Raw genomic sequence first — 25,128 nt, forward strand, 5'->3', positions numbered from 1 at the left:
AGGCCTGTGCCCGTGGCCTGACCTGCGGCGGCCGAACCGGCTTCTGCGGACGTCCCTGCGCGCCCACCTCTCCCAACGACTGCGGCTCAGGCTTCTTCTGCGCGGACACGCTCCCTGTCCCCGTCTGTCTCCCTTCATGCGAGCAGCGCACCTGCCCGGAAGGTCAACACTGCGTCAAACACGAAGAAGGCGCCTCCGCCTGCGCTCGCGTCCTGGGACCTCAGTGCCAGGCCACCCCATGCCCTCAGGGACAAAACTGTCGAGTCATCCACGCGCCACAACAGCCTGACCGCATCTGGTCCGAGTGTGAGCAGCGCTGCGGTGACCGATTCCCGCCCTGCCCCGACTCCCAGGTCTGCGACGGCTGGTCCTGCAAACAACCCTGCGACCCCAAAGGTCCCAACACCTGTGACGAGGGCTACCGCTGCTTCCAGCGTCGTCCCTCCAGCCCCTGGGTCTGTCACCCCGACTGGTGACCCGAGTCATCAGGTGATGCCCGTCGTCATCGCACCGTGAGCGCGCGTCGCCGTGCATGAGCATCCCAAACCACTGATTTCCCACGGGAGGTAACACCCCGCCCCCCGCGTCCCTCAGTGGCACAGCTCCTGCTCAATCCCCCCGCAGGTCGCGCAACACAGCGCCCGCCCCACTCCCCGAGGCTGACATGTCCATCGCCATCCAGAACCGCTCGCCCCTCCCGCGCACGTCCTGCCTCGAGCCCACCTCCTCCCTCCCCCAATCCACTCCGACACCGCGCGCCGGCAACGACCTCCAGCGCAAGCTCCAGACCGACTCCTTCGAGCAGGGCGACCTCGCGAAGCTCCAGGCCCAACTGTCCCAGCTCCTCGGCGGACTCACGCAACAGCTCCAGTCGCTCGGTGTCCAGGCCCCCGCGTCCCTCGGCGGTGAAGCACCTCCCGCACCCGCGAGCATCTCCGCCCAGAAGCCCTCCGCGCCCAGCCTCGCCGCCAAGACCGCCGAAGCCCCGCGCACCCACCCCACCAGCGACGCGGGCCCCGGTTTCGGCGCGCCCTCCGCCGGCTCCACCGTGCCCGCGCCCGTCGACCAGCCGTGGCTCGCCAAGAACAACGTCGGCTCGCCCTACAACAGCAACATCCAGCTCATCGACCCGGGCCAGAAGGACCAGTTCAAGTACACCAACACCTTCACCAACAGCACGAACCAGCCCCAGACCATCACCCTCTGGAACAAGACCGGCGAGCACGGCGGCCCCAACGACGGCCAGCACTTCGACAAGAGCACGCCCAAGACCTTCACCCTGCAGCCCGGCCATCCCAGCTCGTCGCCTTCGACACCAACACCAGCGTCGCCTGGTGCGTCTCCAAGGACGGCACCGCCAACCCCAGCGCCAACTACGGACAGACCTGGGGCGAGGCCTCCTTCGGCCACGCCGCCACCGGCTGGAGCGGCTACGACACCAGCCAAATCAGCCCCGCCGGCCACCAGGGAAAGATGTCCATCTCCAACCAGGCCACCGGCGCCAAGGTGACAGAGGCCAACGCCTGGCAGACCCCCTCCGACAGCCCCGTCGGCCGCGACGTCGGCGTCCCCGCCGGCCCCCTCCACCTGTCCACCGTCTTCAGCTGAGCCGCGCCCTCGTCACGCAGGCAGCTTCGACAGGAACGACAGCAGCGCCGCGTTCACCTCCGCGGGTCGCTCCTGCGGCGCCCAGTGCCCCGCCTCCGGGATGACCCGCACCTCCGTCAACCCCGGCACCAGCGCCTTCATCGGCTCGAGCGGCGCCAACAGGCGCCCCGGGTCCTTCTCCCCCGTGATGAACAAGGCGGGCTGCTCGATTCGCGCCGTCGCCAGCTCGGGCAGCTCCTCCCAGTCCCGGTCCATGTTCCGATAGCGATTCAAGCCGCCTCGGAAACCACTCCGCTCGAACTCCCCCGCGAAGTACGCGACGTCCTCCTCCGAGAGCCACGCCGGCAACGACGCGGGCGGCGGCGTGAGGAAGCCATCTCCAGGCTTCTTCGCACGCACCGCCCCCGCGCCCAGGTCGAAGCCCGGCTCCCCCGCCAGGATCGTGCGCATCGTCCGGGGCACGTCTGCCTCCAGCTCCGCCTCCGCGACGCCCGGCTCCTGGAAGTACAGGATGTAGAACCACTTCCCCGCGAACGCCCCCTGGAAGAGCTGCGTCGGAGGCATCGGCGTGCGCCCCAGGTGCGGCACGCTCATCCCGACCACCGCGCGGAAGCGCTCCGGATGCAGCGCCGCGCACGTCCACGCCATCGCGGAGCCCCAGTCGTTCCCCACCACCACCGCGCGCTCCTCGCCCAGCGCATCGAGCAGCCCCACCGCGTCGGCGACCAACTGCTTCATGCTGTACGCCTCGACCGCCGCGGGCTTGTCGCTGCGCCCATAGCCTCGGATGTCGGGCGCCACGGCGTGATACCCCGCCGCCGCGAGCGCGATGAGCTGGTGCCGCCACGAGTACCAGGACTCCGGCCACCCATGCAGCAGCAACACCAGCGGCCCCGTCCCCGCCTCCGCGACGTGAAGCCGGATGCCGTTCGTCTCCACCGTGCGATGCGTGATGTCGCTCATGTCGACTCCTCCTTCGGTTCGCTTCCGCCTCGGCGCCGAGGCCTTGGATGACTCGCGCGGACACGGCCGCCCTGCCCCGCCCACTCTTGCCGAGCAACACCCCCATGTCATTCCCCTTGCGCCCCCACCGGCCCGCGAGCATGAGAGCCAACAGGGGCGCCACCCGCGCCCGCTCCCGAGGAGTTCCTTCCGAATGACGACGCGCTTCAAGAACCTGGATGGCAGCGGCCCCCAGCCGTTCGGCACCGTCTTCAAGTGGGCAGTCGCCGACAAGCTCGCCGGCCGTCGCCGCAAGTCGCCCGACCATGCCCCCGTGCCTCGCGTGGAGCCGGACCTCGCCCTGCTCCACACGCCCCCGGCGCCAGGTGAAGGCGCGCGGCTGACCTGGCTGGGCCACGCCAGCTGGCTCGTCCAGCTGGACGGCCTGTCGCTCCTCATCGACCCCGTGCTGCGCGACGCCATCAACGTGGTCATCCGCCGCAACGTCCCGCCCGGCGTCCCCATCGACCAGCTGCCGCCCATCGCCACAAGCCTCGTCTCCCACAACCACTACGACCACCTGGACCTGCCCACCCTCGTCGACGTGGGCGCGCCCATCGTCACCGGCCTGGGCCATGCGCCCGTCTTCAAGGGCACGCGCCTGGGTGTCACCGAGCTGAACTGGTGGCAGTCCACGAAGGTGGGCCCCGTCACCGTGCACTTCGTCCCCTCCCAGCACTGGAGCCGCCGCGGCCTCAACGACGCCAACCAGATGCTCTGGGGCGGCTTCGTCGTGGAGGGCTCCACGGCCCGCGTCTACCACTCGGGCGACACCGCCTGGTTCGACGGCTTCGCCGACATCGGGAAGCGCTTCCCCGGGCTCGACGCCGCGCTCTTGCCCATCGGCGCGTACGACCCGGAGTGGTTCATGAGCCGCCAGCACATGAACCCCGAGGACGCGGCGCGCGCGTACGAAGCACTCGGCGCCAGGCGCTTCCTCGCGATGCACTGGGGCACCTTCAAGCTCACCGATGAGCCGCTCGACGAGCCGCCCCGCCGCCTGGACACCGAGTGGAACCGCCGGGGCTGGCCGCGCGAGGACCTGCACGTGTTGCCGGTGGGAGGAACGCTCACGGTGCGCGCCGGTTGAATCACACCGGAGCCTGTGCTGTGGAAAGCCCATGCTCCTCGCCACCGCCCTGTCCCTGGCGCTCACCCAGGCGCCGCCACCCCTCACCACCGTGTCCGAGCAGAGCGGCTGGGTCCGCACCGGCCGCTACTCCGAGGTGGAGGCGCTCTGCCGCGCCTTCCCCAAGGCCTACCCCGGCAAGGTGCGCTGCGACACCTTCGGCACCACGCCCGAGGGCAGGCCCATGCTCGCGCTCGTCGCCAGCGCCGACGGCACCCTCACCCCCGCCGCGAACAAGAAGAAGAACCGCCCCGTCGTCTTCTTCCAGGGCGGCATCCACGCGGGTGAAATCGACGGCAAGGACGCGGGCTTCGCGCTGCTGCGCGACATCCTGTCCGGCAAGACGCTGCCCGGCGTGCTCAAGGGCGTCACCGCTGTCTTCGTCCCCGTCTTCAACGTGGACGGCCACGAGCGCTTCGCCCCCAACCACCGCCCCAACCAGGTGGGCCCCGAGGAGATGGGCTGGCGCGCCACCGCGTCCAACCTCAACCTCAACCGCGACTACGTCAAGGCCGAGGCCCCGGAGATGGTGGCCCTGCTGCGCTACCTCCACACGTGGGACGCGCTCGTGTACGCGGACCTGCACGTCACCGACGGCGCCAAGTTCCAGCCCGACGTCTCCGTCGGCATCGAGCCGCAGCAGTCGGGGCCCCAGGCCCTGCGCACCCTGGGTGTGAAGCTGCGCGAGGAGCTCTTCCAGGAGCTGGAGAAGGAGGGCCACCAGCCGCTCGAGTTCTACCCGTCCTTCCTCGAGGACGACGACCCGGCCTCCGGCTTCGCCTACGGCGTCCCCACGCCGCGCTTCAGCCACGCCTACGCCGCCGCGCACCACCGCTTCGGCGTGCTGGTGGAGACCCACTCGTGGAAGCCCTACGCCGTGCGCGTGAAGGCCACGCGAGACGTCGTCGCGGGGCTGTTGCGCCTGGTCTCCCGGGACGGCGCCACGCTGCTCGCGGCCGTGAAGGCCGCCGACGCCGAGGCCCAGGCCGGCAAGGTGCGCGACGTGGTGCTCGCGTGGAAGAGCACGAAGAAGAGCCGCGTCCTCCCCTTCAAGGGCTACGCCTACGAGCGCGGGCCGTCCGAGGTCTCCGGCCAGACGTGGATTCGCTACGACGACACGAAGCCGCAGGTGTGGAACGTGCCCTACTTCGACACCGTGGAGCCCGCGCTCACCGTGAGCATGCCCGCGGGCGGGTACGTGGTGCCGCCCGCCCACGCGGCCTGGGTCGCCGAGAAGCTCACCACCCACGGCCTCACCTTCCAGCGCCTCACGCGCGCCTCACCCGCCACCGACGTGGAGGTCTTCCGCGCCACCGAGCTGAAGTGGGGCACACAGTCCAACGAGGGACGCCAGACGCTGTCGGTCAAGGGCGCGTGGGAGAAGCAGTCGCGCGAGCTCCCCGCGGGCTCGCTGTACGTGCCCAGTGCCCAGCCCGGCGTGGAGCTGGTGGCGCACCTGTTCGAGCCCTCGGGCTCCGACTCACTGCTCGCGTGGGGCTTCTTCAACCCCCACTTCGAGCAGAAGGAATACATCGAGGACTACGTGCTGGAGCCCTTCGCCCGCGAGCTGCTGGCCAGGGACGCCGCCGTGAAGGCCGAGTGGGACGCGAAGCTCAAGGACCCGGCCTTCGCCAAGGACCCGCGCGCCCGGCTGCGCTTCTTCTACGAGCGCCACCCCGCCCGCGACACGCGGCTGCGCGTCTACCCCGTGGTGCGCACCGCCGCCGCGCCAACGGCCTCGCGCTGAGACACGACGGCCCCGGAGGCAGGTGAGCCTCCGGGGCCGGGGTACTTGCTTCGACCCGCTCCCGAGTCACCCCGGGAGCGGGCCACCTCCCACGCCGGCCCCCGCCTCACGACGAGGGGCCGACGCGCGGAGGGGCTGCATCAGCCGATGACGCCCTCGCAGGCGCAGAGGCTCGGGTTGCACACCGTGTTCGACGGGCAGCCGCCGCAGTCCGGCTTGCAGGCGCACGAGCAGGACGCCGCGTCCGGCTGCGCGGTGGGGCCGCAGTTCAGCGTCGTCGTGTCACACGCGCAGGCGCACACGTTCGGGTCGAACTTGTAGCCCGCCGCGCACGTGGCCGTCTGGACGCACGAGCAGCTGCACGTCGCCGTGTTGCACGACTCGTAGGTGCCGCACGTGCCACCGCAGTCCGGCGCGCACGTGAAGGAGCACACCGCCGGGTCCGTGTTGCAGACCTGGCCCGAGGCGCCGCCACCGCCGCAGTCCGACGGGCACTCGCACTTGTCCGTGGTGCGGTTGCACGACAGCTTGCCGTCGCAGTAGTCGGCCTCGGTCGCGTCGTAGTACGGGTCATTGCGGCACGGGGGCGGCACGCCGTTGGGGTTCGTCGTGCGGTCGCTCCAGTAGCGGTAGGACACCGCGGCCTGGGTGTTGTCCGCCTGCGGGCGGCAGCCACCGAAGAACGACAGCGTGCGGTTGATGCCGTCCACGTCGAAGCCGTGGGTGCGGCTGCGCGGCAGGTCCGCCGGCGTGGGGCACGTGGTGGGGTTGGCCACCGCGCCCACGGACACCTTCACCGAGGCGCCGATGGGCGGCTGCTGCGTGCGGTGACCCACCGACGCGATGACGCTGTCCACGATGCCGTTGATGGTCGTGGTGATGGAGCCCGCGTTGCGGATGGAGCCCACCACGCCGCCCGTCGCCTGGATGATGTCCAGGTGCTTCGGGTTGCGCGGGTCCTCCTGCACGTGACACCAGGTGGCGGTGTCGCTGGTGGCCAGCTCCGGCGGGCAGATGATGCCGTGGACCTGGATGGTCTGACCCAGCGGGTTCTTCGTGGCCGGCGTGGTGCCCGTGCCCTTGAAGTACTGCTCGAACGTGGCGATGGAGTCGGTCGAGTAGTCGTGCGTGTCCGTCAGGATGACGACCACCACCTTGGCGCCCGCGCGGATGCGCGCCGGCTCGGAGCTGGTGGACGACGGCGCCATGGGCCCGTTGATGGCGGCGCGCGCCGCGTCCATCGCCTTCTCGTCACCGTTGCCGCTGGTGCGCACCCAGCAGTCCAGGTTGCTCGAGCAGGTCGTGGCCTCGGTGACGACGGTGCACGCGCCACCGGAGCACGCGCTGTTCTCCGTCAGCCACGCGCGGAACTGGTTGACGTTGGTGGTGAAGCCGCGCACCACGTTGCGGTTGGCGTGGTTGGTGTTCGTGGAGGTGTAGCTGGTGGTCACCATCGCCAGACGCCAGTCCAGCGTGGAGTTGCCCAGCTTGTTCGCCACGGCCGTGGCCGCGTTCGCCAGCGACTGCTGGCTGCTGGCCATGGAGCCGGAGTCGTCCACCACGAAGATGAAGTCCACCACCGCCGCGCGCGTGGTGAACAGCTCGCACTGCACCGCGTCCGCGTCACCGAACTGCGCCAGCGACGAGCCGCCCGCCGTGTCCGTCAGCGTGAACAGGCTGCCGGCCTCGTTGTAGCGGGACGTGGGGGTGATGGCGAGCACCACCAGCACGCTGTCGTTGGAGCGGTGGACGTACTGGCCCTGCAGGGTGAACGGACCGGTGATGCCCGCCGTGCCCGCGAGCGAGCCGGTGCTGTTGGGCACCATCGAGCGCACCAGCGTGTTGGTGAGGGCCTTCAGGTCCTGCGTGCCCGCCAGGGTGTAGCGCGCCGACAGCGCGGCGTAGCCATCCCAGGTGGTGAACGTCTGCGACACCTCGCGCGCCGCGGTGTTGAACGACGCGCCGCGGATGGCGGCCTCGTCGCCCGTGGGCGTGGTGGAGCCGCCCGCCTGGCCGCGCTTGTACGCAATCACCGTCACCTGCCGGGTGTCGTCCCAGCCGATGACGCCCACCGTGGAGCCCGCCACGGTGATGTTGGTGAGGTTGGCGTCCTTGAAGGTGGCCGGCAGCGCGAGCCGGATGTCCGCGCCGTTCTCCTCCTTGAAGGTCACCGGGCGCAGGTTCGACGCGCGGCACGCCTGGCCCGCGGGGGTGTTGGGCGCGCCGTCCGCCGGGTTGTTCGGGTCCAACTCGCCCGGGTCCACCTGGCCGTTCTGGTTCGCGTCCTCGGCGCCGTCGGCGATGCCGTCACCGTCCGAGTCGGGGTTGTTCGGGTTCGTCGTGCTGGAGGGCTGCGCGTCGCCGGAGTAGCCGCAGTCCTTGCGGGGCGCGTTGGCCGTCGTCACGCCGCGCTCCAGGCCGTCGCGCAGACCGTCGCCGTCCGTGTCCGGGTTGGTGGGGTCGGTCTCGTTGCCGTCCACCTTGCCGTTGCCGTTGGCGTCCTCGCCGAGGAAGCCGTCGCGGCCCGGGCCGTCCTGCAGACCGTCGCAGTCCGTGTCCGTCAGGCGCGGGTCGGTCTCGTTCGCGTCCACCTTGCCGTTCTTGTTCTCGTCCTCGACGCCGTCCGGCAGGCCGTCACCGTCCGTGTCCGCCTTGTTCGGGTCCGTGCCGGTGGCCGTCTCCACCGAGTCCGGGATGCCGTCGAAGTCCGCGTCGGGGATGGAGGCGGCGCAGTCGCGCACCTTCGGGTCCGTCTCACCGGGGTCCACCACGCCGTTGCGGTTGCGGTCCTCGTCGCCGTCCGCGCACGAGTCGCCGTCCGTGTCGGGCTTGAGCGGGTCGGTGCCCATCTGGATTTCCAACCCGTCCTGCAGGCCGTCGCCGTCGGTGTCGCGCTTGCGCGGGTCCGTCTCGCCGGGGCTCACCGTGCCGCTCTTGTTCGCGTCCTCCACGCCGTCGGGGATGCCGTCGCCGTCCGAGTCGATGGCGTTGGGGTCCGTCTCACCCGGGTCGCGGCGACCATTGCGGTTGGTGTCCTCCAGGCCGTCCGGGATTCCGTCGCCGTCCGTGTCCGCCTTCACGGGGGAGGTGCGCGAGTCCGGGTCCAGGTCCGCGCGGAAGGAGCAGTTGGGATCAACGCTGCTGGTGCGGCCGACCTCGACGCCGTCACGGATTCCGTCGCCGTCGGTGTCACGCAGGCCCGGGTCCGTCTTCAACCCACCGGGATAGACGTTGGCGAACTCCTCCGCGTCCGTCAGGCCGTCGCAGTCGGAGTCCTTGGTCGGGTTCTTCGTGTCGTTCACATCCGTGGGAACACGACCCGGGTCCGGGTCCGGGTCCGGCTCGACGCCCGCGTCCTCCGGCGGCGGCGGGCCCGCATCCGTGCCACTGTCCGGGTTGTTCGTCCCGCCATCGTCTGTGTTGTCGGGAGGGTTGGGGTCGGGGTCAGATCCACCGCAGCCGGCCAGCAACGAAGCTGACACGAGCACGCAGGCGATGAGCCGGGTGAGGGGCTTGCGCATCATTCGACTCCAGGGCCCTGACTCCGGGGGGGTATTGGATGAGCCAGGGGGAATCCGAAGTCTATGAAGAGTCGGGCCCCCGGGTCAGCGTCTATTCCCCTGCGTACGAGTTTACCGTCGCTCTTCGTATGCTCTCTGTTCACCGTCATGGACGGATTGCCGCGTGACTGTTTGCGAACAGTGTTCGCGCCCTGGGAGGCGTCGGTTATCGTCTCTTTCGTGCCTGTCTTCGGTCTCGCGGCGTTGTGGAATGGAAGGGCCTCGCCCGAGCTCGCGGCGGCGGTGGTGGAGGGCTTGGGCAAGCTGTTGCCTACCGCGCAATCGATGCAGCTCGTGGTGGCGATGCAGGCCGAACAGGCCGGCGTGGAGCTGAAGGTGGAGGCGCCGGGCTATCCGCGCGCGTCCGTCGAGCAGCTCGCGGATGAGGTGAAGAAGAGCGGCGGGACGTTCGTGGAGTTGTGGCGTCTGCCCAAGGCGGAGCGGGATGCGTTCCGCAACACCACCTTCGCGAAGGGTCGCACGTTCGGAGGCGACGAGCGCGCCCTGGCGGCGCGCACGCTGGCGCAGCACGTGAGCGCGCTGGCGACGCGGCCGGAGCCCGCCGCGGAGCCCGCGACGCCCCCCGCGCCCGCGCCCGTCGCGACGCCGGAGTCGGAGGAGGACCCGCGCAAGGTGCCCGCGGCGCCGCCGGGCAGCCCGCAGCGGCGGGGACGGCGCTTCGCGGTGCGGCTGGAGCTGGCGTTCCGCACGGAGCTGGACTTCGTGCGCGAGCACGCGCTGAACATCTCCAACGGCGGGCTGTTCGTGCGCACCGCGCACCGACCGCCTCCCGACAGCGTCGTCACGGTGGACGTGACGTTGCCCAACGGCGAGCACCTGCAGGGCGAGGCGGTGGTGGTGCACGTGGTGGATGACCCGTACAACGGCGGCGTGGGACTGGCGTTCCTGAGTGACGACGCCACCTTCTCGCGGACGCTCGACGGCTATCTGGCGAGCCTGGTGGGCGGAGCGGGATAGGGCATGGACGTGGGGGGAGAAGAGCACTGGCCGCGCGACTGTGGTCGCTTCGAGCTGCTGTCGCGCCTGGGGCGCGGCGGGATGGCGGAGGTGTTCCTGGCGCGGGTGAAGGAGGGTCCGCGCGTGGGGGAGCAGGTGGCCCTCAAGCGCGTGCGTCCCGAGCGCGCGCATGACGACGAGGCGCACGAGCAGCTGCTCCACGAGGCGGAGCTGGCCAGGTGCCTGCGCCATCCGCACATCGTGGGCTTCGTCGAGTACGGGGAGCTTCGCGACGGCGGCTATCTGGCGCTGGAGCTGGTGGAGGGGCCGGACCTGGGGCGGGTGCTGGCGCAGTGCCGCAAGCGGCGCATCGAGCTGCCCATCGACATCTCGGTGCTCATCGTCCGGCAGGTGTTGGAGGCGCTGGCGCATGCGCACCAGGCGACGAGCACCACGGGGCGTCCGCTGGGCGTGGTGCACTGTGACGTGTCGCCGCACAACGTGCTGCTGTCGCGGACCGGTGAGGTGAAGCTGGCGGACTTCGGCGTGGCGCGCTCGCGGGCGGGGATGACGCTGGACGCCCGGCGACTGGGCAAGCAGCACTACCGCTCGCCGGAGCTGCTCGCGGGCGAGGTGTCCGTGGCGGTGGACCTGTGGGCGACGGCGGTGTTGCTGTACGAGCTCTTGTCGTTGGAGTCGCCCTTCCCCTCCGGGCCGGGAGAGGAAGTGGAGTCCGCCATCCGGGGCGCGCGGGTGAAGCCCGTGCGGCTGCATGTGCCGGAGGTGTCGGACGCGCTCGCGTTGGTGTTGGACCGGGCGCTGGCGCCCCACCCCGCGCAGCGCTTCGGCTCCGCGGAGCAGTTCGCGCGGGCGCTGTCCTCGCTGACGGATGACCGCGTGGCCACGCCCCTGGCCGTGGCCGCCGTGGTGCGCGGCCTCATGGGCCCGGGGGCTTGAGGGCGCGCCTCACGCGAGTCGGCGCACCTCGGCGAACGGAATCCCCAGGTCGCCCTCCACCACCAGTCGGCTGCGGCCGCCGCCCTGCTTCACCACGCGCACCTGGACGCCGATGCGCTCGGCCAGCCCCGAGACGTGGGAGATGATGCCCACCTGTCGGCCCGTCGCCTGGAGCGCGTCCAACGTCGCCAGCGCCACCTCCAGCGTCTCCGGGTCCAACGTCCCGAAGCCCTCGTCGATGAAGAGCGTCTCCACCTGCGTCGTCTCCGACGACAGGGAGGCCAGCCCCAACGCGAGCGCCAGTGACACGAGGAAGCTCTCGCCTCCAGACAGGCTCGCCACGCCGCGCACCTCGTCGCCCATGTCCCCGTCCACCACCTGCAGGTCCAGGTCGTGCCCCGGTACCCGCATCAGGCGATACCGTCGCGCCAGCTCCTGAAGATGCGCGTTGGCGTGGAGCAACAACGCGTCCAGCGTCAGGCTCTGCGCGAAGACCTTGAAGCGCTTGCCGTCATGCGAGCCGATGAGGTCTCCCAACACCTTCCACACCTCACCCGCCCGCCGCAGCTCCGCCAGCGCCTGCGCCTCGCTGCCGTGACGCGCCCGCGCCGCGTCGTCCGCCTCCAGCTTCGCGCGCAACATCGCCTCCGCCCGACGACGGACCTCCACGTCGTCGCGCAGCTGCGCCCGCGCCGCGGAGGCCTCCTCCTCCGACAGGCTCGGCGGTCCACCCTGCTCGTGGGCCGTGTGACGCTCCCGCCGCTCGTCGCGCACCGCGCGGGCCTGGGCCTGCGCCTCGCGAAGCACCGACAGCGTCCGGGCCTCCGCCTCACACCAGGCCGCGTCGTGCGCGAGCAGCGCCTTCACCACGTCCAGCGAGAGGCCCTGCGCCGACAGCCTCCGCTCGAGTTCCATCCGCGCGGCCTCGCGCGCTTCCAGTGCGCTCGCGAGGCCGCGCACGGCGTCGTCCAGGCGCGCCAGGGTGACGCTCTCCGCCTGTCGTGAGGACTCGGCCGCCACCCGCGCCTGCTCGTAGGCCGCCATCGCGGTGTCCAGCTTCGCTCGCAGCTCCGCGCGGACCTCCTGCGTCGGACGGCCGCCGAGCAGCGCCGCGCGGGCCCGGGTCGCGTCCGCGCGCGCCTGTTCCTTGAGCGCCGCCTGGGCCGCGTCGTCCTCGGCGCGCCGGGTGCTCGCCTCCAACTGTCCCTGCGCGCGCGCTCGCTGCTCCTGCTCCTGCTTCTCGAGGGCCTTCGCATCCTCGACGAGCTTCTCCCGCTCCTTCCACATGGAGACGCGCTTGCCGCACTTCTGGCGGAAGTCCGCGGGCGCCGCCTCCAGCTTCGCTTCCCACCCGGTGTCCGCCGCGAAGATGGGCCCCACGTCCGCGAGCACCTGACGCACCACCACGTCGGCGGCCTCGACTCGCGCCAATCCCTCACGCAGCGCGCTCTCCGCTCGCGTGAAGGCCTCTTCCGCGCGGCGAAGCGCATCGACAGCGACCTCGCGGCGGGAGCGCTGCGTCTCGAGCGCCGCGCGGGCCTCGCGCGCCGCGCGCTCCAGGCCTTCCGCGGCCTCCTCCTCCGACTTCAATGCAGCGAGCCGCGCCTGGACTCGCGCGACCGTGGACTCCAGCCAGGTCCCGGCCTCGACCGAGGCGCCTGCCTCCGGAGGCATCGCCGCGCCGGACGGCTCGGTGGACGACGAGCCTTCAACCGGAGACCCGTCGCGCAATGGCTCAACTCGCCGCCACTGCTCACGACCGCGCCCCCAGGCCGCGCCGTGCTCCGCGCACTGGGCCTTCGCGCTGTCACGCCGCGACTCGGACTGGGACATCCGCGCTCGCGCCTCGGCCTGCTTCGCGCTCGCCGCCACCTCCGCTCGCGAGCACTCGGCCTGCTCGGCCTCCAGCGTCTCCACGCGCGCGGCTGACTGCGCCACCAACCCGTCGAGCGCCGGCAGCTCGTGCCGATACGGATGCTCCGTCGCACCACACAGCGGACACGCCTCGCCCTCGCGCAAGAGCGCCCGCTGCGCCGCATGGCCCTGCGTGGCCTGCGCCACCGACAGCGCCCGCCGCGCCTCCTTCAGCGCCGCGTCACCCTCCAGCCGACGCTCCGCCGCCCGACGCACCTCCACCGCCGCGACCTCCACCTCCCCACGCGCCGCCACCGCCTCCTGCTCCGCCCGTCGAGCCTCCGACTCCGCCGAGCACAAACCCTGTCGCGCCGACTCCAGCGCCCGCAGCGCCTCCCGCCTCGCCAGCAGCGACTCGCGCAGCACGCGCCGCTCCACCGCCGTGCCCTCTCCCAACGCGGCCTCGGCATGCGTCGCCGCCGCCTGCGCCCGCGCCTCGGCCTCCGCTGCCGCGTCCCGCTCCCGCGTCCTCAGTCGCGTGGAATCCCGCAGTCGCTCCACCTCCGCGCGCTGCGTCTCCACCTGCGTCCGCGCCGCGCTCCCCTCCCCCAGCGCCACCTCGTACCGCTCCAGCTCCCGCTGCCAGCGAGGCCACTCCTTCGCCAACGCCTCCCAGTGGGCCTTCTCCACCAACCACGCCCGCGCCGCTTCCCCCTTCGCCCGCGCCTCCTCCTCCCTCGCCGCGACCTGCTCCAACGTCCCCCGCGACTTCGCCTCCTCCTCCCGCGACGCCTTCGCCCGCACCCGCGCCTCGTCCGCGTCGCGCGCCGCCGCCTCGCACCGCGCATCCAGCGCCGCCGCCTCCTCCAGCGCCGGAGTCGCCTCCTCCTGCGCCGTCCGAGCCGCCGCCCGCGCCTCCTCCGCCCCCTTCAACACCCCCACCGCCTGGAAGGCCCGAGCCCTCGCCGCTTCCACCTCCTCCGCGCGCGTTCGCCGAGCCGCCTCCGCGTCCTCCCATCGCCGCCCCGCGACCTCCGCCGCCGTCACCACCTCCCGGAACGACTCCGCCGCGCGCACCTCCTCCAACTTCCTCGCCCGTGGCGCCGCCTCCTCCAGCGCCTGCGCCGCCCGGACCTCCTTCTCCTCCGCCTCTCGAAACGCCCGCACCAACGCCGAGCGCTCCGCATGCCACGCCGCCGCGCCTTCCGCCTGCTGGAGCCGCGTCTCCACCTCCGCCCGCGCGCGCGCCTCGTCGACGAGCCGCTCCTCCGCCGCCCCGCGCTCCTGTGCCTCCATCAGCACAATCGCCGCCAGCCCCTGCTCCCGCTTCGCCAGCGCCTCCTGCTCCGCCTTGTTCTTCTCGTGCGCGCGGATGGACAGCCGGCTGTACACCTCCGTGCCCGTCATCCGCTCCAGCAGCTCCGCGCGCTCGCTCGCGTCCGCCTTCAAGAAGGCCGCGAACTCTCCCTGCGCGAGCAACGCCGAGCGGCGGAACTGGTCGAACGACAGCCCCAGCCGCTCCTGGATGGCCACCAGCACCTCGCTTTTGGTGCGGCCGAACTGCTGCCCCGAGGCCACCTCCGTCAGGCTCATCTCCTGCGGCCGGAACCGGCCCTCCGCCCGCCCGCGCGCCCGCCACACGTTCCACCGCGCCCGGTAGCGCTTGCCGTCCTTCCCCTGGAAGTCCACCTCCGCGAAGCCCTCGGCCGCGCCCCGCCGCAACATGCCGCGCACGTCGTACGCCGACAGCCGCGCCTCCTCCTCCTCGTCCGCGCGCCCCACCGGCACGCCGCCCCGTCCCCCCAACCTCGGCGTCCGGTCGAACAACGCCAGACACAGCGCATCCAGGAGCGTGCTCTTGCCAGCCCCCGTCGCACCTGTAATCGCGAACAGCCCCAGCCGGTCGAGCGGAGGCCGGTCCAGCTCCAGCTCGAAGTTCCCCGCGAAGCTCGTCAGGTTGCTGCCCCGGATGCCGAGGACCTTCATGACGCGTCCTCCTGCACCTGCGTCAGCAGCGTGTGGAACGCCTCCAACAACCCCTCCGTGGGAGGCTCCTCGTAGTCACGCGCATACCGCGCCCGGAACACGTCCTCCGGCGTGCGCTCCCGGAGCGACAGCCCCGGCCGCGCCTCCGCCAGCGCGCCCCCTGTCCCCGTGTACGCGGGCGTCAGCTTCACCAGCCGCGCCGCGCGTCCCTCGAGCGCCTTCTCCACCTTCAGGCGCAGCGCCGGCTCGGGCCGGGGCAACGAGACGCACACCTCCAGGTAGGGACGCCGCCAGTCCGGCACGCCCTCCTCCATCGCCGGCAGCGCCTCCAGCAACCCCACCACCTCCTCGAGCGTCGCCGCGTCCCGCGCGGGCACCCGCACCATCTCCGCCCGACGCGGCACCGGCACCGACTCCACGCCCTCCAGCACCCCGTCCTTCAACTCCACCACCAACACCTGATGGCGATAGTTCGCCTCCGACAGCGACAAGGGCAACGGAGAGCCGCTGTAGCGAACGCCCTCGCGTCCCCCCACGCGCTGCGCCTTGTGCAGGTGCCCCAGCGCCGCGTACGCGACGTCCTCGGGGAACAGCTCCACGGGCAGCGCGTGCTGATTGCCGCCGAGAATCTTCCGCTCGCTGAGCTCCGACAGCTCCGAGCCCGTCATGTAGCAGTGCCCCATGGCCACCAGCGCCTGCCCCGGCCGACGCCGGAGCCGCGCCGCCTCCAGCACCTCCTCGTACACCGCCCTCACCCCCGCCACGAGCCGGTCCCCGACCTCCTCACGCACCGGCGGCAGGTCCGAGGGCCGCAGGTACGGCACCGCCGCCACCCACGCGCCCACGTGCCCCTTCGCGTCGTGCACCGGCACCAGCAGCCGCTCCAAATCCAAGACCCCACCCGCGCGCGGCAGCCCACCCACCACCTTCACGCCCAACGCCGCGAACAGCGGGTCCGGCGCATCCAGGCGCGCGGCCGAGTCGTGGTTGCCACCGATGACCACCACGTCCAGCCGGGGCAGCCGCCGGCGCGCCTTCGCGATGAACTGGTACCACGCGGCCTGGGCCTCGGCGCTGGGGTTGGCGGTGTCGAAGATGTCGCCGGCCACCAGCAGCGCGTCCACCGCCTGGGCCTCCAGCGTGTCCAGCAGCCACTCCAGGAACGCGCCGTGCTCCGCCTCGCGCGAGACGTCGTACAGCGTGTGTCCCAGATGCCAGTCCGACGTGTGCAGCAAGCGCATCCCGCGTTCACCCTCCCTCACCCCACGGCACTCGGGCTGGCCGGCAGCCTCCTTCAGGGAAGCCATCCGCTCCAAGCGCCGGGCGCCTGCTCCCTTACACGCTCCCTCTGACATGTGCCCAGGCCGCTGCAATTCCAGGGGGTTGCCGAGCCACCCGGCCCCGCGAGTCTGGAAGACACGGAAGAACCCGCTGGGGAGACTGGCCCGACAGGTCCCGGACGGAGATGCTTCGCGCCATGTCCTCCGAGCACGCCCCGTACCTCATGCTCGCGCTGATGGTGCTCATCGCCCTCGGCATCATCGTCCTGGGAGCCCGGGAGAAGCGCCAGCAGCGGCAGGCCTGGCGCATCTTCGCCACCCGTCAGGGCTGGACCTTCAGCCAGGCCAGTGACGTCCTCGAGGTGCAGGGGCTCTACCGCGAGCAGCAGCTCTCCCTGCTCACCGAGAAGCACGGCACCGGCAAGGGCGCCCGCTTCGTCACGGTGCTGCGCCTGGAGCTGACCGACGCCCTGCCCCAGGAGCTCCAGCTCGAGACGGAGACCGTCGGCGACAAGTTCCTCAAGCTCTTCGGCAAGGTGGACGAGGAGGTGGGCGACGCGGCGCTGGACGCGGCCCTGAACCTGCGCGACCTCTCCCCCAGGGCCCGGGAGCTGCTCCTGACACCGTCCCTGCGCGAGCCCCTGCTGCGCGCCCACCGGCACTACCACCGCCTCTGCATCATCGCGGGGATGCTGGAGGTGGCGAAGGAGGGCGTGCCCACCTCTCCTGAGTACCTCGAGGCCCTCGTCGCGCCCGCGCTCGCCCTGGCGGACGCCCTGCATCTGTCCACCGGGCAAGCGCTCCCACCGCACTCGCGACGACGCGCTCAGTCCTGACGACGCTTGCGGCGCATCAGCGCCAGCGCCGTCAGCGCGGCCCACGCCAGCGAGCCCACCGGCGCGCTGCCGCACGAGCAGCCACTGTCCTCATCCGAGTCCGGCGGGCTCATCCCGCCATCGGAGCCCGTGCCTCCGTCCAGCCCCGTCCCCGCATCCGGCTGTGAGCCCGCGTCGGGCTCCTGCTGCGGGACCAGCGTGCAGTCGCCCTCGCCCACGCACACCTTCACCTCGACCTGGTGCCGCTGTCCCGAGGTGTCCACCACGGCGAAGCGCACTAGGTGTCCCCCGGGCGAAAGGTCCGTCGTGTCCCAGCGGTTGTGCTCGCCGCCGAAGTGGAAGTGGTTGTCCGTGCGCTCGTCGACGTAGCGCTGCACACCGTCCACGAAGAACTCCGCGCGCGTGCAGCCCACATCATCCTGGCAGTCACCGTAGAACTCGGCGCCCGCGCCGGACACACGCTCGTCCGCGGTGGGACGCGTGAGGACGGCGACGGGCGCGTCGTCCTGCTTCACGGTGACGGTGAAGGACTGCGTCGCCTCGGGCGCCACGTTGTTGGCCACGCGCACCGTGACGGCCTCGCCCGTGGTCGACACCGCGGTGGGCGTCCAGGTGATGAGGCCGGTGGCCGCGTCGATGGACATGCCCGTCGGCGCGGTGGTGAGCGAGTACGTCGCCGCGGGCCGGGCCCTCGCCTCCACGTCATAGCGATACACATTGCCCACCACGGCCTGTGTCGGCGCGGTGGAGGTGATGATGGGGGCCAGGTCCTCGTCGTCCACCTCCGTCGCCGTCACGGTGCGCGCGTCCAACCCCGAGCCCACCACCGAGAAGAGCGCGACGCCGTCCTGGTTGTCCGCGTCGGCGGCGGCCCGCAGCGTCACCGTCTGGGGCGCGTTCCAGTTGCTCGCGTTGAAGATGAGCGAGCCCCCCGACTCCACGGTGAGGTCCGCATCGCCCGAGGCGCGGCTGACGGTGACGGTGACGGTGCGCGAGGGCTGGCGCGTCAGCGACACGTCGAACGTGGCCGTGCCGGCCTCGGGGACCGCGACGTTGCTCGAGGAGAGCACCAGCTGCGCGGAGTTGTCCTCGATGGTGGTCGCCAGCACGGACTCGGACGTCAGGCCGCTCGACGCCACGGTGAAGGTGGCGGTGTCCACCTCGTTGTCCGCGTCCTCCAGGGCGTCAATCGTCACCACGCGAGGCGTGCTCCAGTCCCGCGGCGTGAAGGTGAACGTCGCCACGCCGGACACGCGCAGGTCCGAGCTGCCACCCGGCGCGCGGAACACGTCGACCACCACGGACGTCGTGGGAGCCTCCGCCAGGCCCACCGTGAACGTCGCCTTCCCACCCTCCATCACGCGCGGGTACAGGTTCGTCACCACCAGGCGCTGACCCGTGGTGGTGGGGACGATGCGGCGCAGACGCCCACCCGAGACACCGATGGTGTACAGCGCGCCGTCCGGCCCCACCGAGGCATCCACGTACGACGTGAAGCTGGTCCCCCAGATGTCCACCGTCGCCACGGTGTTGTCCTGGGCCAGCGTGGCGCGCATGAAGGTGGATTCGTTGTAGTCGCCGAAGAAGTAGTTGCCGCGGTACTCCGGCGCAAAGAGCGTGGCGTCGTAGAACACGCCGCCGTTCATGCAGCCACCCAGCCGCTGGGTCTTCGCGGTGCCGCCGCCACTCGTGGCATCCGGCAGGCCCGGCTGCGCGACAGTCACAGTGGTCACGCTGGGGACGCTCGCGACGTAGAAGTCCCCGTTGAACGAGGCATCGCCCACCCCTTCGAGCGTGAGCTTCTCGCCCTTGCGGAAGCCGTGATTGCCCGTGGTGGTGAAGGTGGTGACGCCGCCCGCGCGCGCGGCCCCGGTGGCCGTGAGGGTGCGGGTGTCGAAGCCGTTGGTGCGGTACTTGATGACCGGGGTGATGTAGTCGTTGCCGGCCGGCTGGTTGTTCTCGTAGTCGTTGTAGCCGGCGTGCCCGCGCCGGGGCACCACGAAGGTCTGCTCGTAGCCGGTGCCCACCACGTTGACCCACAGCTGGCCGGTGCTCGGCTGGAACGTCAGCGTGAACGGATTGCGGAAGCCGCGCGCCCAGATGTACTCGTTGTTCGGACCGACGCCATCGTTGAACGGGTTGTCGTTGACCGGCGTGCCGTCACGGTTCGCCCGGCCCACCTTCGCCGCCAGCGACGTCAGGTCCGCGTCCACGCCCGTGCCGTTGCCCAGGTCACCAATCGCGAAGTACAGCTTGCCGTCCGGACCGAAGCCGATGCCGCCGCCATCGTGGTTCTCTCCACGGGTCGGCAGCCGCGAGACAAGCACCGTGCGCGCCGTGCCCACGCCGTTGACGTCCGTGTAGCGGACGATCTGCTGCTCCGTCGGGGACACGGTGACGAAGACATAGACGTAGCGGTTGGCCACGTAGTTCGGGTCGAACGCGATGCCGATGACACCGCACTCGCTGTTGGTGTGGACCGCGGGCTCCGTCGCGAACAGGCGCGTCACCAGCGTGGTGTTCCCCGGCTGCGTCTCCGGGAGGCCGTCCTTCAACGAGACGACCCGGATGGGACCGTTCTTGAGGGTGATGAACAGGCGGCCCGAGCCATCCGGCGCCCACGCCATCCCCGTCGCCTGACTCAAATCATTGGAGGTGTAGACAGTCTCGACGAAACCCGAGGGGACCGCGGCCCAGACGGGCGCCGCCAGGAGCAGGAGCAGGGGGACGAGTTGGCGCATGGCGCGGGAAGATACCGCACACGACGTGCAGACCTGCTCGGTCATCCAGACGCAGGACACCCGAGCACTCCGCCCCACCGAATCCTTTCAGCGAGGCTGTGCCATCCAACCCCGGGCGGTGCCATCCACCTACCAGTCGGTCCCGGTGACGCGATACATGACGGCCGAGCTCAACGGACAGTCGAACAGTCTCTCGAAAGCGCGGGCGCGCGAGAGCAGCAGGCGCTCGGCGGGGCTGTGCTTGCGCACACTCACCCAGCGCGGCGACAGCGCGCGCAGTCGGTCGAGATACACCCCGTCGTTCCCCTCGTGATTCACGTACTCGACGCGGTTGCGCAAATCCCACGTCCAGTACTCACCGAGGAACGACGTGGCGCTGTCGTACGCCACCACGTCACCGGGCCGCAGCTCCCGCTCACGCAGGCGCGCCGCCTCTGGCGTCCACAGCCAGCCCATGCGCATGCGCACCCGGTCCTCGTCGCGCAGGGACGGGTCCGCGCGGCGCCCCATCGTGGGCAGCACCTGATACCCCACCGAGGCCTTCGCATAGGACGCCACGCAGAGGAACGCCGCGAGCGCGGACAAGAGGACCTGGAGGTAGCGCGTCCCCACCTGACGGTGCAGCACCGCGAAGGCGACGAGCCCCGCCGCGGGCAGCCCCAGCGTGAAGCGCCCCCACCACGCCGCGGGCACCAGCACGGACAGGCCCGCGAGCAACGGCAGCGCGAGCCGCGACAGTCGCTCCCGACTGAACACCGCCGTGGCGCTCACCCACAGGAGCGCGGGCAGCAGGAGGTACGGGAAGAGCCAGCCGAAGGCGCGCTCGCGCACGTCCGGCCAGTACATGCCCTCCGGCGCGGTCCAGCTGCGCACCATGCGCTCGAAGGCGCCGGGCGCGCCGAAGAAGGCGGGAGGGCCCGCGATCTCCTCCGCGCCGATGGGCCCCTCGAGCTCATGCCCGAGCACCTTCATGCGCGCGGGCCAGAAGGGGTTGCCCGTGCGGACCGAGTTCTCCACGTACGTGGGCGCCCCCATCCACAAGAGCAGGAGCAGCGCGAGCCCCGTCTGCCCCAGCACCCGCCCTCGCGCCCCCTTCGCCGCGCGCAGCACGAGCGCGCCCCTGACGAGCAGCAGCGGCGACACGAGCGCGAGGTGGAAGAGCCCCGTCACCTTGGTGCCCGCGTACAGGCCGAGCGCCAGCAGCGTCAGCGTGCGCGCGGTGGGGCTCCAGTCGCGCTCGGTGAGGAAGTAGAAGGCCGTGATGAACAGCGCGCCCGCGACAACGTCCGCGTGCGTGGTGTGGAGCTGGAGGGCCACCGCGGGCAGGGCCAGCCACATCGCGCCCAGCGACGCGGACAGCGCGGGGCTGGCGCTCGCGCGACGACAGAACGCGGCCACGGTGAGCGCGCCCAGCAGGCCGAAGGGGAGCTGCGCCAGGTCCTCCAGCCGTGAGTGATGAGGCAGCAGCACGTGCCAGACGGAGAGCAGCTCGGTCAGCTCGGGGTAGCCGTTGACGTACCAGACCGACGTGTCCACCCAGGTGATGCGGCCCGTCTGCACCGCGTAGCTCGTCTTCGGCGTGTGGTACCAGACGACGTCCCAGGCCCAGTTGGGGAAGTGCCACGCGATGGAGCCGGAGACGATGAGCGCGCACGCCGCCGGCAACAGCGCCCACGCGGCCAGCTCCTGACGCGCGAGGATGTCACGCCACAGTCGCACCGGCGCCGTCACATCCGACACGAGCCGAGAGCGCAGCTCCGCGAGCCCCACCCTCCGCACGCTCCAGCCGAGCATCCCGCCGTGGAGCGCGAAGCCCACCAGGGCCAGCTGGAGTCGACCGAGCTGCCCCACGAGCCCCAGCGCCTGCACGCAGGTGAGGACGCTCGCCGTGCCGAAGAGGAGCGCGGCCATCCAGCGCTCCAGCGTGGAGCGCTCACGCAGGAGCGCCGCGGACAGGGCCCACGCGGCGGCCACCGCCCATGACGTCTCCAGCGCCCAGAGCACCCAGCCCATGCGCGGCTCAGCCGTTGGCGGACAGCGTGCGCTCGTACAGCCCGCGCACCCGCTCCGCCAGCTCCACCGGGTCCTGTCCCAGCGACTCGGGCGGCAGCGGCGGCAGGACGCGCACGCGCATGGAGGCGCGGGCATTCAGCCACGGGCCGTCGCCCTCGAGCAGCTCCGTGGTGCCCTCCACCACGACGGGCACCACGGGCACGTGCTCCTCCACCGCGAGCTGGAATGCGCCGCGCTTGAAGGGCAGACGCTGGCCACCCTTCGCGTACGTGCCCTCGGGGAAGATGAGCACGGGCATGCCTCGGCGCAGCCAGCGCCGGCACGGGTCCAGGAGCTGATGCATCGCCTGCGACGAGCCCCGGACGATGGGCACGTACGCGAGCAGCGTCATCATCCAGCCCACCAGCGGCAGCGAGAACAGCGACGCCTTCGCCACGAACTTGTACGGGTGGTACAGCCCCATGACCGCCAGGATGTCCATGGCGGACTGGTGATTGACCACGATGACGCAGGGCCCGGAGGGCAACAGCTCCTTGCCCTCGAAGCGCGTGCGCCAGAACGGCGACACGTGCAGCCACAGCCCATGGCACCAGTGACACACGAGCCAGTGCAGCATCCGGCGGTCCTTGTCGACCGGATAGGTGACCAGGAGCAGCAGCGCCCCCAGCGTGAAGAGGATGGGCGCGGTGGTCAGGAAGACGAGCCAGAACCAGACGGTGATGACGTACTTCATCGCGGAGGGCTCATGGGTGCGTGTTCGGGACGGGGGCGCATCGGCTCACCGACATAGCGCGACCCGGCTGGCACATACAGCAGGGACCTCCAGCGCACGAGGATGACCCTCCGACAGGCGGGCAGCCAGCCGGCGAGGGACGACGATATCCCGAGTGAGCCCCGCGCAGCACCCGGGACTCGGACAGGACTCCTCGCGGAGGACCGGGTCCGCCGTCGGCTGGAGGTGGCGTCATCCGTCCCGGGCCGCAAGCGTGCACGCGCATCACTCCGCCCAAGCCCGACAACTCCTGCCTGGGCCGAAGCACAGGCGATGGCGGCGCGAGGATAACAGGCATGGCGAGGGGACCCTCCGACTGTTAGAGCAGGCCCCCTGGGGAGCGCTTTCGAACGCTCCAGACGTCACGCGCACGTCACTGCGCGCACTCTGGCTTGCCGCGAGGCGACGAGGGGGGCGTAAGGTGGCCGCCCACGGCAGTCACATCGAGGAGGCAGCGGAATGGACGCGCAGGGCCTGCACATCGAGACGCATCCCCGAGAGGGAGACCCGCTGCTCAGGGCAACGAGACCGGACCCCTGCACGGTGGTGCTGTTCGGCGCGACAGGGGACCTGGCGCAGCGCAAGCTGTTCCCCGCCCTCTTCGAGCTGGCGCGCGCCAACCTCCTGCCAGACCACTTCTCCGTCGTCGCCTTCAGCCGCTCCACCCTGGACAACGACGCCTTCCGTCAGCACGTGAAGGAGGGCCTCCAGAAGTTCGCGCGCACCCAGCCGCTCGACGAGGCCACGTGGCAGAAGTTCGCCCCGCGCCTGGAGGGTGTCTCCGGCGCCTATGACGACCCGGCCGCCTTCGCCCGCCTGCGCGAGAAGCTGGAGCAGGTGTCCCAGCAGCAGGGCACCCAGGGCAACCAGCTCTACTACCTGGCCACGCCCGCCTCCACCTTCCCCCAGATCCTCCACGGGCTCGCCGAGGCGGGGCTGCTCAAGCGCGAGGAGCGCCCCCACCAGACGCCCTGGCACAGGCTCATCATCGAGAAGCCCTTCGGACGGGACTTGGAGACCGCTCGCGAGCTCAACCGCGAGCTGGCCGCGGTGCTCGACGAGAAGCAGATCTTCCGCATCGACCACTACCTGGGCAAGGAGACCGTCCAGAACATCCTGGTCTTCCGCTTCGCCAACGCCATCTTCGAGCCGCTGTGGAACCGCAACCACATCGACCACGTCGAAATCACGGCGGCCGAGCAGATTGGCGTGGAGGGCCGCGGCGGCTTCTACGACGAGACGGGCGTCATCCGGGACATGGTGCAGAACCACCTGCTCCAGGTGCTCGCGCTGTGCGCCATGGAGCCGCCGGTGTCCTTCGGCGCGGAGGACATCCGCGACGAGAAGAACAAGGTGTTCCGCGCGCTGCGTCCGGTGGAGGGCAAGGAGGTGTCGCGCTCCGTGGTCGCCGGTCAGTACGAGGGCTACCTGAGTGAGAAGGGCGTGAAGCCCGACTCGCGCACGCCCACGTACGTGGCCATGAAGCTGAGCGTCGACTCGTGGCGGTGGGAGGGCGTGCCCTTCTACCTGCGCGCCGGCAAGGGGCTGAAGAAGCGGCTGACAGAGGTGTCCATCCACTTCCGCTCGGTGCCCATCGGCCTGTTCTCCGGCGAGGGCGCCACCTGCCAGCGCCTGCAGCCCAACGTGCTCACGCTGCGCATCCAGCCCCAGGAGGGCATCGCCCTCTCCTTCGAATCCAAGGTGCCCGGTGAGGACGTGAACATCGCGGGCGTCACCATGGACTTCAACTACGCGGAGAGCTTCAACAAGCCGGTGCCGGAGGCGTACGAGCGGCTGCTGCTCGACTGCATGCGCGGCAACGCCACGCTCTTCGCCAGGCAGGACAGCGTCGAGCAGGCGTGGGCGTACGTGACGCCCATCCTCCAGGCGCTCGAGTCCGGCGAGGGCGGGACGCTGCACCCCTACGCGACCGGGAGCATCGGGCCGCAGGCCGCCTCCGCGCTGCTGGCCCGCGACGGCCGCCGGTGGACGCTGCTATGAGCGCGCTGCCTCCGCGCGTCGTTCCCCCGGAGTTGCTGGCCCGCGAGGCCGCGGAGTGGATGGGCCGCGCGCTGCAGACCTCGCTGGCGATGAAGCGGCGGGCGAGCCTGGCCCTGTCCGGTGGCAGCACCCCGGCGCCGGCGTACCGCGAGCTGTCGCGGCTGACGCTGCCGTGGGAGCGGGTGGACCTGTACTTCGTGGACGAGCGCTTCGTGCCGCCGGACCACCCGGACAGCAACTACCACCTGGTGGAGGAGGCGCTGGTGGGGCCGCTGCGGCTGTCGCCCTCGCAGGTGTTCCGCATGGAGGGCGAGCGCGAGGACCGCGAGGACGCGGCGAAGGACTACGAGGCGCGCCTGCCCGATGTGCTGGACGTGGTGCTGCTCGGCATGGGGGAGGACGGGCATACGGCCAGCCTCTTTCCCGGCCACCCGGCGCTGGAGGAGAAGAGCCGGCGCGTGTTGTCCGTCGTGGGCCCCAAGCCGCCGCCCTGGCGGATGACGCTCACGATGCCGACGCTGTTGGCGGCGAACGCGGTGCTGATGCTGGTGGCGGGCGCGGGGAAGAGGCAGACGGTGCAGCGGGCGCTCGGGCGGGATTCCGCGCTGCCGGCGGCCCGGGTGACGAATGCGCAGTGGATGATGGACACCGCCGCCGCGGGACGGTGAGCGGGCCTTGTCGGAGG

At 71.3% G+C, this 25,128-nt stretch carries 16 protein-coding genes; 9 read left to right on the plus strand and 7 right to left on the minus strand.

Annotated elements, in window-relative coordinates; translation table 11 throughout:
- The first annotated feature begins 664 nt into the window (after nucleotides 1-664).
- Both OWM54_RS15685 and OWM54_RS15690 read left to right on the plus strand, forming a co-directional pair.
- Entirely contained in the window at nucleotides 665-1,510 is an 846-nt protein-coding gene (locus OWM54_RS15685; RefSeq protein ID WP_267698017.1) for a hypothetical protein, read from the plus strand.
- Nucleotides 1,474-1,608, plus strand: coding sequence for a hypothetical protein (locus OWM54_RS15690; RefSeq protein ID WP_267698018.1), 135 nt, complete (start codon nucleotides 1,474-1,476; stop codon nucleotides 1,606-1,608). Before OWM54_RS15685 ends, OWM54_RS15690 begins: the two co-directional genes overlap by 37 nt.
- Before the next feature lie 12 nt (nucleotides 1,609-1,620).
- Here the strand turns inward: OWM54_RS15690 and OWM54_RS15695 are convergent, their stop codons facing one another.
- On the minus strand, nucleotides 1,621-2,571 hold the full coding sequence (locus tag OWM54_RS15695; protein ID WP_267698019.1) for an alpha/beta fold hydrolase: 951 nt from the start codon (nucleotides 2,569-2,571) through the stop codon (nucleotides 1,621-1,623).
- Between the two features lie 193 nt (nucleotides 2,572-2,764).
- On the opposite strand from OWM54_RS15695, the gene OWM54_RS15700 reads away from it, so the two are divergent.
- Nucleotides 2,765-3,700: an MBL fold metallo-hydrolase gene (locus OWM54_RS15700; RefSeq protein WP_267698020.1), complete on the plus strand. Its 936-nt coding sequence runs from the start codon at nucleotides 2,765-2,767 to the stop codon at nucleotides 3,698-3,700.
- Nucleotides 3,701-3,731: 31 nt separating this feature from the next.
- The gene (locus OWM54_RS15705) at nucleotides 3,732-5,486 is read left to right on the plus strand and encodes a M14 family zinc carboxypeptidase (RefSeq protein ID WP_267698021.1); all 1,755 of its coding nucleotides are present in this window, start codon (nucleotides 3,732-3,734) and stop codon (nucleotides 5,484-5,486) included.
- A gap of 140 nt (nucleotides 5,487-5,626) precedes the next feature.
- Here the strand turns inward: OWM54_RS15705 and cglD are convergent, their stop codons facing one another.
- On the minus strand, nucleotides 5,627-9,007 hold the full coding sequence (gene cglD / locus OWM54_RS15710) for an adventurous gliding motility lipoprotein CglD (protein ID WP_267698022.1): 3,381 nt from the start codon (nucleotides 9,005-9,007) through the stop codon (nucleotides 5,627-5,629).
- Nucleotides 9,008-9,226: 219 nt separating this feature from the next.
- Here cglD and OWM54_RS15715 point away from each other — a divergent pair, with 219 nt between their 5' ends.
- Together OWM54_RS15715 and OWM54_RS15720 are read left to right on the plus strand one after the other, a co-directional pair.
- On the plus strand, nucleotides 9,227-10,024 hold the full coding sequence (locus tag OWM54_RS15715; protein WP_223783529.1) for a TIGR02266 family protein: 798 nt from the start codon (nucleotides 9,227-9,229) through the stop codon (nucleotides 10,022-10,024).
- 3 nt (nucleotides 10,025-10,027) lie between these two features.
- A complete protein-coding gene (locus tag OWM54_RS15720; protein ID WP_267698024.1) occupies nucleotides 10,028-10,960 on the plus strand; it encodes a serine/threonine-protein kinase in 933 nt (310 codons plus the stop codon).
- Between the two features lie 9 nt (nucleotides 10,961-10,969).
- Here OWM54_RS15720 and OWM54_RS15725 read toward each other — a convergent pair whose 3' ends face one another.
- Both OWM54_RS15725 and OWM54_RS15730 read right to left on the minus strand, forming a co-directional pair.
- Nucleotides 10,970-14,800, minus strand: a complete 3,831-nt coding sequence (locus OWM54_RS15725; protein ID WP_267698025.1) for an AAA family ATPase — start codon at nucleotides 14,798-14,800, stop codon at nucleotides 10,970-10,972.
- Entirely contained in the window at nucleotides 14,797-16,041 is a 1,245-nt protein-coding gene (locus OWM54_RS15730) for an exonuclease SbcCD subunit D C-terminal domain-containing protein (RefSeq protein ID WP_223783532.1), read from the minus strand. Before OWM54_RS15730 ends, OWM54_RS15725 begins: the two co-directional genes overlap by 4 nt.
- A gap of 236 nt (nucleotides 16,042-16,277) precedes the next feature.
- On the opposite strand from OWM54_RS15730, the gene OWM54_RS15735 reads away from it, so the two are divergent.
- Entirely contained in the window at nucleotides 16,278-16,916 is a 639-nt protein-coding gene (locus tag OWM54_RS15735) for a hypothetical protein (RefSeq protein WP_267698026.1), read from the plus strand.
- On the opposite strand, the gene OWM54_RS15740 is transcribed toward OWM54_RS15735, so the two are convergent.
- From OWM54_RS15740 to OWM54_RS15750, 3 genes are all read right to left on the minus strand, one after another.
- Nucleotides 16,907-19,657, minus strand: coding sequence for a PQQ-dependent sugar dehydrogenase (locus tag OWM54_RS15740; RefSeq protein ID WP_267698027.1), 2,751 nt, complete (start codon nucleotides 19,655-19,657; stop codon nucleotides 16,907-16,909). The two genes, OWM54_RS15735 and OWM54_RS15740, sit on opposite strands and share 10 nt — an antisense overlap.
- A 129-nt stretch (nucleotides 19,658-19,786) precedes the next feature.
- Nucleotides 19,787-21,670, minus strand: a complete 1,884-nt coding sequence (locus tag OWM54_RS15745) for a hypothetical protein (RefSeq protein WP_267698028.1) — start codon at nucleotides 21,668-21,670, stop codon at nucleotides 19,787-19,789.
- Nucleotides 21,671-21,677: 7 nt separating this feature from the next.
- Nucleotides 21,678-22,403 (minus strand): lysophospholipid acyltransferase family protein, encoded by a 726-nt coding sequence (locus tag OWM54_RS15750; protein ID WP_223746041.1) that lies wholly within the window; start codon nucleotides 22,401-22,403, stop codon nucleotides 21,678-21,680.
- A 498-nt stretch (nucleotides 22,404-22,901) separates the two neighbouring features.
- Between OWM54_RS15750 and zwf the strand changes: the two genes are divergently transcribed.
- Both zwf and pgl read left to right on the plus strand, forming a co-directional pair.
- Nucleotides 22,902-24,443 carry a glucose-6-phosphate dehydrogenase gene (gene zwf / locus OWM54_RS15755; protein WP_267698029.1) on the plus strand — a complete coding sequence of 514 codons (1,542 nt, stop codon included), beginning with the start codon at nucleotides 22,902-22,904 and terminating at the stop codon, nucleotides 24,441-24,443.
- Nucleotides 24,440-25,111, plus strand: coding sequence for a 6-phosphogluconolactonase (gene pgl, locus OWM54_RS15760; RefSeq protein WP_267698030.1), 672 nt, complete (start codon nucleotides 24,440-24,442; stop codon nucleotides 25,109-25,111). Before zwf ends, pgl begins: the two co-directional genes overlap by 4 nt.
- Nucleotides 25,112-25,128: the final 17 nt, after the last annotated feature.

The organism is Myxococcus sp. MISCRS1, from assembly GCF_026626605.1.
Classification (GTDB): domain Bacteria; phylum Myxococcota; class Myxococcia; order Myxococcales; family Myxococcaceae; genus Myxococcus; species Myxococcus fulvus.